At 35.0% G+C, this 13,534-nt stretch carries 11 protein-coding genes and 1 pseudogene; 10 read left to right on the forward strand and 2 right to left on the reverse strand.

What is annotated here, in order from left to right; translation table 11 throughout:
- The first annotated feature begins 53 nt into the window (after nucleotides 1-53).
- Nucleotides 54-2,189 carry a type I DNA topoisomerase gene (gene topA / locus Q9317_RS05155; protein ID WP_003099575.1) on the forward strand — a complete coding sequence of 712 codons (2,136 nt, stop codon included), beginning with the start codon at nucleotides 54-56 and terminating at the stop codon, nucleotides 2,187-2,189.
- Nucleotides 2,190-2,282: 93 nt separating this feature from the next.
- On the opposite strand, the gene Q9317_RS05160 is transcribed toward topA, so the two are convergent.
- Entirely contained in the window at nucleotides 2,283-3,167 is an 885-nt protein-coding gene (locus tag Q9317_RS05160) for a LysR family transcriptional regulator (protein WP_003099578.1), read from the reverse strand.
- 165 nt (nucleotides 3,168-3,332) lie between these two features.
- On the opposite strand from Q9317_RS05160, the gene Q9317_RS05165 reads away from it, so the two are divergent.
- From Q9317_RS05165 to trmFO, 5 genes are all read left to right on the forward strand, one after another.
- Nucleotides 3,333-4,391: a PTS sugar transporter subunit IIC gene (locus tag Q9317_RS05165; protein WP_003099589.1), complete on the forward strand. Its 1,059-nt coding sequence runs from the start codon at nucleotides 3,333-3,335 to the stop codon at nucleotides 4,389-4,391.
- Between the two features lie 18 nt (nucleotides 4,392-4,409).
- Entirely contained in the window at nucleotides 4,410-5,402 is a 993-nt protein-coding gene (locus Q9317_RS05170) for a D-lactate dehydrogenase (protein ID WP_003099592.1), read from the forward strand.
- A gap of 105 nt (nucleotides 5,403-5,507) precedes the next feature.
- On the forward strand, nucleotides 5,508-6,173 hold the full coding sequence (locus tag Q9317_RS05175; protein WP_003099599.1) for a SatD family protein: 666 nt from the start codon (nucleotides 5,508-5,510) through the stop codon (nucleotides 6,171-6,173).
- Nucleotides 6,170-6,886 carry a DUF3307 domain-containing protein gene (locus Q9317_RS05180; RefSeq protein ID WP_031239171.1) on the forward strand — a complete coding sequence of 239 codons (717 nt, stop codon included), beginning with the start codon at nucleotides 6,170-6,172 and terminating at the stop codon, nucleotides 6,884-6,886. The genes Q9317_RS05175 and Q9317_RS05180 overlap by 4 nt, the downstream gene beginning before the upstream one ends.
- Before the next feature lie 129 nt (nucleotides 6,887-7,015).
- Nucleotides 7,016-8,350: a methylenetetrahydrofolate--tRNA-(uracil(54)-C(5))-methyltransferase (FADH(2)-oxidizing) TrmFO gene (gene trmFO / locus Q9317_RS05185; protein ID WP_003099603.1), complete on the forward strand. Its 1,335-nt coding sequence runs from the start codon at nucleotides 7,016-7,018 to the stop codon at nucleotides 8,348-8,350.
- A 138-nt stretch (nucleotides 8,351-8,488) separates the two neighbouring features.
- Here trmFO and Q9317_RS05190 read toward each other — a convergent pair whose 3' ends face one another.
- The gene (locus tag Q9317_RS05190; protein WP_305981609.1) at nucleotides 8,489-8,974 is read right to left on the reverse strand and encodes a PASTA domain-containing protein; all 486 of its coding nucleotides are present in this window, start codon (nucleotides 8,972-8,974) and stop codon (nucleotides 8,489-8,491) included.
- A gap of 198 nt (nucleotides 8,975-9,172) precedes the next feature.
- On the opposite strand from Q9317_RS05190, the gene Q9317_RS05195 reads away from it, so the two are divergent.
- The 4 genes and pseudogenes from Q9317_RS05195 (at nucleotide 9,173) to Q9317_RS05210 (ending at nucleotide 13,533) form a co-directional block, all read left to right on the forward strand.
- Nucleotides 9,173-9,925 (forward strand): ABC transporter ATP-binding protein, encoded by a 753-nt coding sequence (locus tag Q9317_RS05195; protein WP_003099608.1) that lies wholly within the window; start codon nucleotides 9,173-9,175, stop codon nucleotides 9,923-9,925.
- A gap of 1 nt (nucleotide 9,926) precedes the next feature.
- Complete coding sequence (locus Q9317_RS05200; protein WP_003099611.1) at nucleotides 9,927-11,882, forward strand: ABC transporter permease; 1,956 nt, start codon at nucleotides 9,927-9,929, stop codon at nucleotides 11,880-11,882.
- A gap of 42 nt (nucleotides 11,883-11,924) precedes the next feature.
- The gene (locus Q9317_RS05205) at nucleotides 11,925-12,590 is read left to right on the forward strand and encodes a response regulator transcription factor (RefSeq protein WP_003099615.1); all 666 of its coding nucleotides are present in this window, start codon (nucleotides 11,925-11,927) and stop codon (nucleotides 12,588-12,590) included.
- Nucleotides 12,587-13,533: pseudogene (locus Q9317_RS05210) on the forward strand (sensor histidine kinase). Before Q9317_RS05205 ends, Q9317_RS05210 begins: the two are co-directional and overlap by 4 nt.
- Nucleotide 13,534 lies beyond the last annotated feature (1 nt).

Genomic DNA, 13,534 nt, shown 5'->3' on the forward strand with positions numbered 1-13,534 from the left:
AATGGGATATTATTCTATAAGCTTTAACCATTAAGTGATAGGAAGTGTGTTTATTGGTAACAAAAACTGTCAGCAAGACTCAAACTGCAAACAAAAAAACAACGAGTAAGAAAAAAACAAAGACAACAAAAAAGAATCTTGTTATTGTGGAATCTCCTGCAAAAGCAAAAACGATTGAGAAATATTTAGGGCGTAACTATAAAGTTGTTGCTTCTGTTGGACATATCAGAGATTTGAAAAAATCATCTATGTCTATTGATTTTGATAATAATTATGAACCTCAATATATAAATATTAGAGGAAAAGGTCCCTTAATTAATTCCCTTAAAAAAGAGGCTAAACATGCTAAAAAAGTTTTTCTCGCGAGTGACCCGGATCGTGAGGGAGAAGCTATTTCTTGGCATTTGTCACACATATTAGGACTTGATTTAGAAGAAAAAAATCGTGTTGTCTTTAATGAAATCACCAAAGATGCTGTTAAAAACGCCTTTGTTGAACCACGTGAAATTGATATGAATCTTGTCGATTCTCAGCAAGCTAGAAGAGTTTTAGATCGTATTGTTGGGTACTCGATTTCGCCAATTCTTTGGAAAAAAGTGAAAAAAGGTCTATCTGCAGGTCGTGTTCAGTCTGTTGCTTTAAAATTAATTATTGACCGAGAAAATGATATCAAGTCCTTTGTTCCTGAAGAATATTGGTCAATTGATAGTATTTTTAAAAAGGGCAGCAAAAAATTTCAAGCAAGTTTTTATGGGATTGATGGTAAAAAGACAAAATTAAGCACCCATGAGGATGTTAAAGACGTTCTGTCACGTATCACATCTGATGAGTTTGACGTTAACAAAGTTGAGAAAAAAGAACGTCGTCGTAATGCGCCACTGCCTTATACAACATCTTCACTACAACAAGATGCTGCTAATAAAATCAACTTTAGAACACGTAAAACCATGATGGTTGCCCAACAGCTTTATGAAGGGATTAATCTAGGTAGCAATGGTACCCAAGGTTTAATTACCTATATGCGTACAGATTCAACACGTATCAGTCCTTATGCTCAAAATGATGCTTCATCTTTCATTAGTCAACGCTTTGGTAGCCAGTATTCAAAACATGGCAACAAAGTTAAGAATTCAAGCGGTGCCCAAGATGCCCATGAAGCTATTAGACCTTCAAGTGTTCATCATACTCCAGAATCAATTGCTCAGTATCTTAACAAAGACCAATTGAAGTTATATACACTTATTTGGAACCGTTTTGTGGCAAGTCAGATGACAGCAGCAATTTTTGATACGATGAAAGTGACACTTGAACAAAATAAGGTTATTTTTGTGGCTAATGGTAGTCAAATTAAATTTGATGGCTACATGGCAGTTTACAATGATTCGGATAAGAATAAAATGCTTCCTGAAATGTCTGAAGGTGAAGTGGTCAAAAAAGAATCAACTAATCCTGAACAACATTTCACACAACCACCAGCTCGTTTTTCTGAAGCAACTCTAATTAAAACACTAGAAGAAAACGGTGTAGGGCGTCCTTCGACATACGCGCCGACCTTAGAAGTTATTCAGCGCCGTTACTACGTAAAATTAGCAGCTAAACGTTTTGAGCCGACTGAGTTAGGTGAAATTGTTAATAACTTAATTGTTGAATTTTTCCCAGGAATTGTTGATGTTAAGTTTACTGCTGAAATGGAAGCCAAGCTTGACCAAGTTGAGATTGGTGAAAGACAATGGCAGACGGTCATCGATCAATTTTATAAACCTTTTGCTGATGATTTATCTGCAGCAGAAGAAGGGATTGAGAAAATTCAAATTAAGGATGAACCTGCAGGTTTTGACTGTGAGTTGTGCGGAGAACCTATGGTTATTAAATTAGGACGTTTTGGTAAATTCTATGCATGTAGTAATTTCCCAGATTGCCGCAATACTAAAGCAATCACTAAAGAAATTGGTGTTACATGTCCTATTTGTGAAAAAGGGCAAGTGATTGAACGTAAAACAAAACGTAACAGAATTTTCTATGGTTGTGATCGTTACCCAGACTGTGAGTTTACTTCATGGGATATTCCAGTAGGACGAACGTGTCCAAAATCTGGTGATTTCTTGGTTGAAAAGAAAATTCGTGGTGGCGGGAAACAAGTGGTATGTAGCAATGAAGCTTGTGACTACAAAGAAGATAAAGTTAAATAAAAATAAGCAAGCAATACATCAGTTTCTGGGTGACAGAACGTGAAGTGTTGCTTGCTTTTTGTTGTTTATCTAGTAGATTTACCCCAGATTTTTCTAGTTTGTTTTTAAGATACTTAAGAGTTCTTCAATGACTGGACTAAAGGCATAATCATCTCGGTAGGCAATCCCAATGGGGTAAAAATCATTTTTATCCTGAAAAGGAATCCAAACCAAATCATCGATTTTCCCGAGAGCTTCAAATTCACTTGGAATTATTGTAACAGCATTTAAACTTTTTAAACTGTGAATTAAAACTTCCCAGTCACTATGTTTGAAAACGATATTTGGCTCAAAACCTAGAGCTCGACTACGTCGTGGTAGCATTTCCCCAAGCATATAGTCTTCGTTTAATGAGGCAAATTTACAATCTTTTAAATCAACCAACCGAAGACTCTTGTGTTGAGCTAGTTCATGGCTTTTTGTCATTACAATACTGACCTTATAGCCTTGTGTAGAGGTTTGCAAAGGTTCCATTGTAATATCTTGACGAATACTTGGAAAAGAGAGAATCCCAAGGTCAATATCACCTTTAGCTAAAGAATTTTGAAGTTTTCGGGAGCCGTCTTGAATAAGGGATAATTCGACGTTTGAGTGAGTGGCCATAAAAGTAGAAATTTGTTTCATAAATTGAATGGCAAATAATGAGGTTAAGCCAACTCGAATTACTTCCTTTTTTTCTTGATTAAGTTGATGTATTTCAGAAACAATTTGGTTGAAATGACCAACAAGATCCTTACCCCGATGATATAAAATATCCCCAGCCTCTGTCAATAACAGTTGCCGGCCGCTTTGAGTGAATAGAGTAGTATTTAGTTCAGACTCTAGTTTTTTGATGGATTGTGAAAGGGTTGGTTGAGTGACAAAGAGACTCTTAGCAGCATGTGAGTAGTTCTTTGTTTCCGCTACAGCAATAAAATAAGTTAGTTGTCTAATGTCCATATCTAAATCCTTTTCTTTTCATAGTATAGCATATTTAGAAGTCTCATGACACTATTATCAAAATCTATAATACTATAATTTTTTGTAATTTCCTCTTTATTAGAAACTGTGTTATATTTTATGTATAGTTAGTGAATTCACAAACAAACTAAAAGGAGGCAACTAATGTCTGAAGTTGTACAAAAACAAACTGTAAAATCATTTACAATGAATGTCCTAAATGGTTTAGCACTTGGAACAGTTATCGTTCTTATCCCAGGAGCTATTCTTGGTGAATTAATGAAAGCATTATTACCATTGTGGGGCGGATTTGCCACTTTAATTGCTGCAACAGCTGTTGCTACAAGCATGATGGGACTTGTTATTGGAATGTTGGTTGGAATGAATTTTAAATTCAATCCAATCCAATCTGCTTCGTTGGGATTAGCAGTGGTCTTTGCTGGTGGTGCTGCAAATTTTGATAAGGGCTTAATTACAATGCAAGGTACAGGTGATATTATTAATATGGGTATCACAGCTGCACTAGGTGTGTTATTGATTCAGTTTTTATCTGATAAAACAAAATCATTCACTCTTATTGTTATTCCAACAGTTACTTTACTACTGGTTGGTGGCTTTGGGCGTTTCATCTTACCTTATGTTAAGGTTATTACTGCCATGATTGGTCAAGGTATTGCTTCATTACTTGGTTTACAACCTATTCTAATGTCTATTTTAATTGCAATGATTTTCTGTTTCCTTATCGTTTCTCCAATCACAACGGTAGGTATTGCTTTAGCAATTAGCCTTTCTGGTATTGGTTCTGGAGCAGCCAATCTTGGTATTTGTGCAGCAAGTTTTGGGTTGTGTCTTGCTGGTTGGTCTGTTAACTCTAAAGGGACATCATTAGCACATGTTCTTGGATCACCTAAAATTTCAATGGCAAATGTGCTTTCTAAGCCTAAAATTATGTTACCAATGATAGCTTCGTCTGCGGTTTTAGGTATCTTGGCAGCATTATTTAATATTCAAGGCACACCAGCTAGTGCTGGTTTTGGTATTAGTGGTTTAATCGGCCCTATTAATGCCCTTAATCTTGCGCAAGGTGGTTGGTCTGTGATGAATATTCTAATTGTTCTTCTGACTTTTGTTCTTGCACCAATTTTATTAAACCTTGTTTTTAATTACCTTTTTATCAAAGTGTTTAAACTGATTGATCCAGTGGATTATAAGTTGGATATCTAAGCTTAGAGGACAATAATCATGAAACTTAAAATGTATAATGTACGTGGTGAAGAAGCCCTTTTAGCACAAGCTTGGTCAGATAGAACGACTATTGAGATTTCAATGAGTGAAGGCCCTTTAACTGCGGAAACAGTTTGGGATGCCAAAGGTTATGACGGTGTTGTAAATGCTCAAGTTGGACCATTAGATGATGCCGTTTACCCTGCCTTAAAAACATTGGGCATTAAGCAGATAGCTCAACGTAGTGCTGGTGTAGATATGTATGATCTTAATGCAGCAACTGAAAATAATCTTATTATAAGTAACGTTCCTAGTTACTCACCAGAGTCAATCGCAGAATTTACTGTTGCCATTGCTTTGAATCTTGTTCGTAAGGTTGAGTTAATTCGTTCAAATGTTAGAGAACAGAATTTCTCATGGGGCTTACCGATTAGAGGACGTGTTATGGGGGACATGACGGTTGCTATTATAGGGACCGGTAGAATTGGCCTTGCGACAGCTAAGTTATTTAAAGGGTTTGGCTGTAAAGTTGTTGGTTATGATATTTACCAAAGTGAAGAAGCGTCAGCGATTTTAGATTATAAGAAATCTGTTGAAGAAGCTATAAAAGATGCGGATATCATTTCTTTACATATGCCACCATGCGCAGAAAATTATCATTTATTTAATCTAGATTTCTTTAAACAATTCAAAAAAGGGGCTATTTTACTTAATATGGCTCGTGGGGCTCTCGTTAAGACTGAAGATTTGCTACAAGCTCTTGATCTTGGCTTATTAGATGGCGCTGGTATAGATACTTATGAGTTTGAGGGTCCCTATGTTCCCAAGAATTTTGCGGGACAAGAAATCACAGATCGTTTGTTTTTGGAGTTAATTAATCATCCTAAGGTTATTTATACGCCACATGCAGCTTACTACACCGATGAAGCGGTAAAAAATTTAGTTGAAGGTGGTTTAAATGCAGCCTTAGATGTCATCAAAACAGGCACTACTGCTAATCGTGTGAACTAGTGTTGGTGTTAAAAAAGTCTATTATAATAGACTTTTTTAATTTGGTCGCTTATAATAGACTTTTTAAAATTCGTCTGTTATAATAGACTTCAAAAGGAGAAGCTTATGAACTACTTAGCCCTTATTGGTGATTTTATCGATTCCAAACAAGTCGACAACCGTTATGATTTTCAAGAAAAGTTTAAGCGTTGTTTGTCTAAAATTAATGCAAAGTACCAAAATGAAATTGTCTCTAAGTTTTCAATAACATTAGGGGATGAATTTCAAGGCTTACTTAAAAGTGATGCTGATATTTTTCATATTATTGACGATATTAGCTATATGATGTCTCCTCATCAGATTCGCTATGGTATTGGCTTTGGAAAAATTATAACAGCCATCAATCCCGAAATCAGTATCGGAGCAGATGGGCCAGCTTATTGGAATGCTAGAGAAGCCATTAACCATGTGCATCAAAAAAATGATTATGGACAAACAAAATTATTTGTCCAAGCACCAGATGATGTCGTAAACTTGCTTATAAACAGTCTGCTTTCTGCTGGTGAAGCGATCAAAAGTAACTGGCGTGCAAGTCAAGAAGAGGTTTTTGAAAGCATTTTGGAGTTAAATACGTACCGAGAGACTTTTGATCAGAAAGTGCTTGCTGAAAAATTAGGCTTAACAGCCAGCACCTTGTCAAAACGATTAAAAAGCAGTAATGTTAAAATCTATCTTCGAACAAGAATGGCTGCTAAAACTTTGCTAAATAAAATAGAAGAGGAGCTATTGTGATGTATGGATTATCAGACTATTTAAAAGCTAATCCCTTATTCCTTTGTTTTTTAATTGCTCATTTTTTGGCAGATTACCAGTTACAAAGCCCCAAAATGGCAGAGCTAAAAAGCCAAAGACCTGACTACCTCCTCAAACATATTGGATTTGTAGGAATCACCTTATTGCCTATTCTTATAATTTTTCCAAGTAGTTGGTTGGCAAACGTCATTATAGTCATCAGTCATGCCCTTATTGACGGAAACAAAGCAAAAATAGCAAACTACCTCACCTTAAACAAAAGTCAAAGCTTTTTACTAGATCAAGCCTTACATCTGCTGATAATCTTTGGTATATCCCTTAGTAGCAGTCCTCTAACAATTCCCAATTGGCTTAGCAGAGAAATGTTAACAGCTATTTTATTTCTTGTCTTAATCACAAAACCAAGCAATATCATCTTTAAAATTCTTTTTGAAAAGTATCAACCTGAAGAAGTTGTAAGGGTTGATACTATCGCTGGCGCAGGTGCAATGATTGGCACACTGGAGAGAATAGTTATTGGCGTTTGTATGATTATGGGACAGTTTGCCTCGATAGGATTAGTTTTTACTGCAAAATCAATTGCGCGTTATAATAAAATATCAGAAAGTCCGGCATTTGCAGAGTATTATTTGATTGGTTCACTTTTTAGCATACTTAGTGTCTTTTTAGCCTTTTGGATTTGCTTTTGCTAAAAGCATAATTTTATTTATGTAAACAATTAGCGTTTTTTGCTTTTAAACTATTTTTTGCTATAATATAGCAAGTGAAAATTTTAGAAAGATTTGTAGAAAACAGGGGTTTTCTAAAGAGGTATTAGTCTATTGTCTCAATCTTATATTAATGTTGTTGGAGCTGGCTTAGCTGGTTCTGAAGCTGCTTATCAAATTGCTAAACGCGGTATTCCGGTTAAACTTTATGAAATGCGAGGGGTAAAGCCAACTCCCCAACACAAAACAAGTCATTTTGCAGAGTTGGTTTGTTCTAATTCTTTTAGAGGAGATAGTCTTACAAACGCTGTAGGTCTGTTAAAAGAGGAAATGCGTCGTTTAGATTCACTGATTATGCGTGCAGGTGAAGCACACCGTGTTCCTGCAGGCGGAGCTATGGCTGTAGACCGTGAAGGCTATGCAGAAGCGGTCACAGCAGAACTTGAAAATAATCCATTGATAGAGGTTATTCGTGGGGAAATAACGGAAATTCCTGATGATGCGATCACTGTGATTGCAACTGGTCCCTTGACATCAGATGCACTTGCTGAGAAGATTCATGCTTTAAATGGTGGTGATGGGTTTTATTTCTATGATGCTGCAGCTCCGATTATTGATAAAGCGACAATTGACATGTCAAAGGTTTATCTTAAGTCACGTTATGATAAAGGAGAAGCCGCTTATCTTAATTGCCCAATGACAAAAGAGGAGTTTATGGCTTTCCATGAGGCTTTGACAAAGGCAGAAGAAGCCCCTCTTAATGCCTTTGAAAAAGAAAAATATTTTGAAGGCTGTATGCCTATTGAAGTCATGGCAAAACGTGGCATTAAAACAATGCTGTACGGTCCTATGAAACCAGTTGGCTTGGAATACCCAGAGGAATACATAGGACCCCGTGACGGTGATTTTAAGACGCCATATGCGGTTGTTCAGTTGCGCCAAGACAATGCCGCTGGAAGTCTTTATAATATGGTTGGTTTCCAGACACATTTAAAATGGGGTGAGCAAAAACGTGTCTTTCAAATGATTCCAGGTCTTGAAAATGCTGAGTTTGTACGTTATGGTGTTATGCATCGCAATTCCTATATGGATTCACCTAACCTATTAACAGAAACTTTCCAATCACGCGCCAATAAGAATTTATTTTTTGCAGGTCAAATGACTGGGGTTGAAGGCTATGTAGAGTCAGCTGCATCAGGACTTGTCGCTGGCATTAATGCAGCACGTCTTTTTAAAGGAGAAGCAGAAGTTATTTTTCCAAATACCACAGCAATTGGAAGCCTACCTTATTATGTCACACATGCTGAAAGTAAACATTTCCAACCAATGAATGTTAATTTTGGTATTATTAAAGAGCTAGAAGGCCCACGCATTCGTGATAAAAAAGAACGTTACGAAGCCATTGCAAATCGTGCATTAACAACTTTACAAGCTTTTTTAGAGAACTAAAAGTAAATAGGGGCTGGGCAAAAAGTCGAAATCTCATTGATTTTTTCAAATTTCCGAAATAAGAAACCGCATGAAATCAACGTTTGTAAACGAAAGATTTCATGCGGTTTTGTTTATATTAGGCTTTTTGCCCAGCCCCTATTTTTTGATAAATGGAATCTTAAGATGTTTAACAGTATCAAAAGCATCGGCGATTTTTTGATTAAACTCAACGGTTCGTAGGGTATCTTGGTCACGCAATTCTTGACTTTTTTCAAGGACATCTAGATTGATGTAATATAATTTCACGAGGGAACCAAGTTCGCGTTTGCCACCTCTTGGTGACATTGAGACAACTTCATTAAGGCTGTTGCTCAACCAAATTTTATTAGGTTTTGCTGGAATTGTGGCCACGACAAAGCCTATTTTTTCTAAGTGAGCTTTGGCATCATCAACAGAAAGATTAATAACGTCATCAATAATTCTTAAATTTTCTTGTTTTTGTTGACGTTGTTCCATATGTTTCTCAACGATAGGACGAGTATTATCCATTGCTTTGCCAATTAATTCTGTGGTATCTGGAATGATAGAAATCATTTTCCCAAAAGTACCTAAGGATTTTGTAAATCGACGTGATTTTACCATTATTTTTCTCCTAATATCTAACTCTCTGAAGTTATTATATCAAATTGTTCATTATTTACTAAAAATAAACCTTACAAAAGTGTAAGTTTCTTTTCCAAGAATGTAAGGTTTGAGATGATTCTTTATTCTATAATTAAAAGTAGAAAAAGAAAGTCTTTAACCTGTAAAAAGGTTATACTATTAGGAGGAGATTTTGTTATGTTACTAGAAATACATCATTTGGAGAAGATTTTTAGAACCCGTTTTTCTAAAGAAGAAACTCGCGCTTTACAAGATGTTGACTTCAAGGTTGACCAAGGTGAGTTTATAGCTATTATGGGAGAATCCGGTTCTGGTAAGACCACTTTATTAAACATTTTAGCGACCCTAGAAAAACCAACAAATGGTTCTGTTTTGTTAAATGGTCAGGACATCACAAAAATAAAAGAAGGGCACTTAGCTCATTTTCGTTTAAAAAATTTGGGATTTGTCTTTCAAGAATTCAATTTGTTAGATACCTTATCTGTCAGAGATAATATCTTTTTACCTTTAGTTTTAGATAGAAAATCTTATTCTGAAATGTCCAAACGCTTAGAAGTGATTGCTAGAAAATTGCGTATTGATCATTTATTGGATAAACGCCCCTTTGAAATTTCTGGAGGACAAAAACAAAGAGTTGCCATTGCAAGAAGTTTAATAACAGATCCTAAGCTCTTATTAGCTGACGAACCAACAGCTGCTCTTGATTATCGAAATTCCGAAGATTTATTGAATCTCTTTGAGGAGATTAATATGGATGGCCAAACGATTTTAATGGTAACCCATTCAGCCAATGCAGCTAGTCATGCTAATCGTGTGCTTTTTATTAAAGATGGCCGTATTTTCCATCAAATGTACCGTGGAAATAAAGGCAATGCAGAATTTAGTAAGGATATATCACTTGCCATGACTGGAATCCTAGGAGGTGAATGATATGTTTTACCTTAAATTAGCTTGGAACAATTTGCGTAAATCTAAAGCAACAGTAGCTCCCTTTTTACTTGCTAGCACTGTGCTCTATACCTTTCTAGCCATTGTTTTTTTGATTTTATTGAGCCCAATGACAAAGTCTATGAGTTATGGGAATTCATTATTAGGCTTAGCGATTGTTGTTCTAATCATCTTTTCCATTGTTATGGAAATTTATAGTTATAACTTTTTATTGAAGCAAAGAAGTCGGGAATTTGGGCTTTACAATATCCTAGGAATGACAAAAAAACAAGTTGGTTTAGTATCAACAATTGAATTAATCATCTTATTCTTTTTAACAATAGTGGGTGGTAGTGTTTTTTCAGCTATTTTTTCACATCTTTTTTACCTTATTTTTGTTAATTTAGTTCACTACAATCATCTACAGTTGGATATTAACGTGTTAGCTTTCGTATTTAACTCGGGTATTTTTGCTGCTATCTTTATAATATTGGAGTTTGTTGCTTTAAGAACAATTAAAAAATCTTCTCCATTAAGCCTTTTCCAAACAGCTTCAAAAGGTGAGAAAGAACCAAAAGGAAACCTTCTTTTGGCACTTTTATCAGTCATTTTTATAGGTGCTGGTTATTACTTATCCTTGTCTTCTACCAAAATTGCGGCTCTAGCCGTTCTCTACCGTTTCTTTATTGCTGTTGTTTTTGTGATTATTGGAACCTACCTTTTTTACATTTCATTTATGACTTGGTACTTGAAACGTAAAAAAGCAGATAAAATCTATTACTATAAGCCTGAACATTTCATTACAACATCTCAAATGATTTTTAGAATGAAAGAAAATGCTTTGGGTTTGGCAAATATTACCTTGTTAGCTGTTATGGCTTTTGTTTCAATTGCGACGACAACAGCTCTTTATAATAATAGCAATGACATGACTAATAAATTATTTCCCAAAAACACAAATTTTGATTTTTTTAGTCCAGATCGAAAAACAGCAGAGGAACAATTTAAGCACTACGTTGCAGAACCATTAGCTTTGAACAGTAAGGTTGTTATAGCTTACCAATCAAGCATGGTAGGTTTACCTATTGCGAATCAAAAGAAAGTGACTATTAACTCCGATGACATCACAAGTCCGGCAGTATCAAAATTATCCTTTGTTTTTTTGATATCTGAAAAAGATTTTATAAGTTTAGGGAATAAAAAACTTAATCTTAAAGAAGGAGAAATAGCTTTTTATCGCCAAAAAGGTGATAGTCAACTAGAAGCATTAAAGATTTTAGATCAGACTTATAGAGTCACTGAAAATTTTAAATCCCTTAAGTTTCCAAATGTAGCTAATACCTATAACCCATCTGTAATGATTCTAAGAGATAGAGTAGCAGTTGAAAAACTCTTGACAGCAATTAATAAAATATCACATACGAAATTAGAACCTGTTTACAGTGTTTATGTTGATTTATCGAAGGAACAAGTGAACCAATTACATTTACAGTCTAGTGTATTAGTTGATGGTGATCATTCTCTGGCACATATCACCCAAAAACACATTTTCTATTCAGATATTTTAGGTATGGTTGGTGGTTTTGTCTTCACTGGCTTCCTATTAGGTTTAACCTTTATTCTTGGTGCAGCTCTTATTATTTATTACAAACAGTATTCAGAAGGTTACCAGGATAAAAAATCATATCATATCTTACAAGAAGTTGGCATGAGTCAATCGGAAGTTAGGAAAACCATCAATTCACAGATTATTTTAGTCTTCTTTATGCCGATTGTTATGGCTGTTCTTCACTTTATGATTGCTTTAGTAATGATTAAGCAAATGTTGTTGATTTTTGGTGTGGATAATACATCAAGTGTTTACAGTATCAGTGCATTGACTATCATTGGTATCATTATACTTTATTATGCTATCTATCGTATGACAAGCCGCATCTATTACAAAATTATTGAAAGATGATAAAGTAGCGATTTTTCGCTACTTTTTTGCTAGAATAGACTTATGACAAAGACAGAAAAAATATACATTATTGAAGACGATCAAACCATTTTAAACCTCATTAAGGATTACCTTGCAACAAAGTACAGTGTTGCTACAGTGCAAAATTTCAGAGATATCAAAAAAGAAGTCTTAGCATTTGCCCCAGACTTAATTTTAATGGATATTAATTTACCTTTTTTTAATGGCTTTTATTGGACGACTGAAATTAGAAAACATTTAACAGTACCAATTATTTTTATATCAAGTTCAAGTGATGAAATGGATGCTGTTATGGCACTTAATATGGGTGGTGATGATTTTATGACAAAGCCTTTTTCGTTAGCCATTTTAGATGCTAAAGTAGCAGCTTTTTTAAGGAGAACACAACAATTCTCAACAGATTGCTTAACTTTTTCTGGTTATCAGTTGCTTTTTGACGGCACCTTGTCAAAGGGGGATATAAAAATAGATCTATCACCCATGGAGCATAAAATTTTAGCGCAGCTATTTTCCCATCAAAACGAAGTTGTTTCAAAAGAAGACCTTTTAATGACCTTATGGGAAAATGATCAGTTTATTGACCAAAACACCTTGAATGTCAATATGACGAGATTGCGCAAAAAAATAGCAACAATTGGCTTTGAAAAGATACATACTGTTAGAGGGGCTGGTTATATCTTAAAATGATTAGAGCATTTTTGAAAGAGTATCAGTCTTGGTATTTCACTTATATAAGCCTAATTCTCTTGTACTTGTTGGTTTTTGGGCTATATCATCTCCCTCTACCTTTTTTTACATCGCTAGTCTGATTTCGATGACTCTTTTATTATTGATTAGTTTTTGGAAATACTGGTGTTTCAAAGAGAAAATCAAATTGTTACAAGAATTTATTTATGTAAAAGAATTAGGAGACTTGCAGTCGCCAACAGAATTAGTTTACCAAGCTATCATCCAAAAAATATTAAGCCAACACTCAGATGACCTTTTAAATGAGAAGAAGAAGCAGCAAAACATGGAAGCTATTATTAAGCTTTGGACCCATCAAATGAAGGTTCCTCTGGCTGCTTTGTCGTTTATGGGGCAGACTGGTCATATTGAAGAACTGGAATTACAAAAACAAACTTATAAAATACAGAATCATATCAATCAACTACTCAGTTATATGAAATTTAGCCAGAGCAATGATGACTTTAGGTTTGAAGAGATTGAGCTTAATCAAGTGGTTAAAGAGATTTTGAAAGATATGCGTTTTCTTTGTATATCAAAGAATATTAGTGTTGACCTTCAAGGCAATTGGTTGTTAAAATCAGATAAAAAATGGCTGACCTTTGCACTCTCGCAAGTCATTGATAATGCAATTAAATACACGAGAGAAAGCGGGACTATCAAAATTGAAATCGCACAAGGAAGTATTAAAATACAAGATTCAGGTATCGGGATACTAAAAGAAGATTTGCCACGACTTTTTGATGAAGGCTTTACTGGTTTCAACGGTCATGAACATCAGAAAGCGACTGGTTTAGGGCTTTTTATGACCAAGGAAGTTTTAGATAAACTCAATTTACAGATTGCAATGACAAGTCAGGTTGATCAAGGAACAGAAGTGCTTATTAGCAAGAAAGAGAGATAGA

Origin of the sequence: Streptococcus iniae (assembly GCF_030732225.1) — a bacterium.
GTDB lineage: Bacteria > Bacillota > Bacilli > Lactobacillales > Streptococcaceae > Streptococcus > Streptococcus iniae.

Coding starts and splice junctions, on each gene's coding strand:
- Q9317_RS05160 (WP_003099578.1), bottom strand. CDS start 3,167: ATGGACATTAGACAACTAACTTATTTTATTGCTGTAGCGGAAACAAAG.
- Q9317_RS05165 (WP_003099589.1), top strand. CDS start 3,333: ATGTCTGAAGTTGTACAAAAACAAACTGTAAAATCATTTACAATGAAT.
- Q9317_RS05170 (WP_003099592.1), top strand. CDS start 4,410: ATGAAACTTAAAATGTATAATGTACGTGGTGAAGAAGCCCTTTTAGCA.
- Q9317_RS05175 (WP_003099599.1), top strand. CDS start 5,508: ATGAACTACTTAGCCCTTATTGGTGATTTTATCGATTCCAAACAAGTC.
- Q9317_RS05190 (WP_305981609.1), bottom strand. CDS start 8,974: ATGGTAAAATCACGTCGATTTACAAAATCCTTAGGTACTTTTGGGAAA.
- Q9317_RS05195 (WP_003099608.1), top strand. CDS start 9,173: ATGTTACTAGAAATACATCATTTGGAGAAGATTTTTAGAACCCGTTTT.
- Q9317_RS05200 (WP_003099611.1), top strand. CDS start 9,927: ATGTTTTACCTTAAATTAGCTTGGAACAATTTGCGTAAATCTAAAGCA.
- Q9317_RS05205 (WP_003099615.1), top strand. CDS start 11,925: ATGACAAAGACAGAAAAAATATACATTATTGAAGACGATCAAACCATT.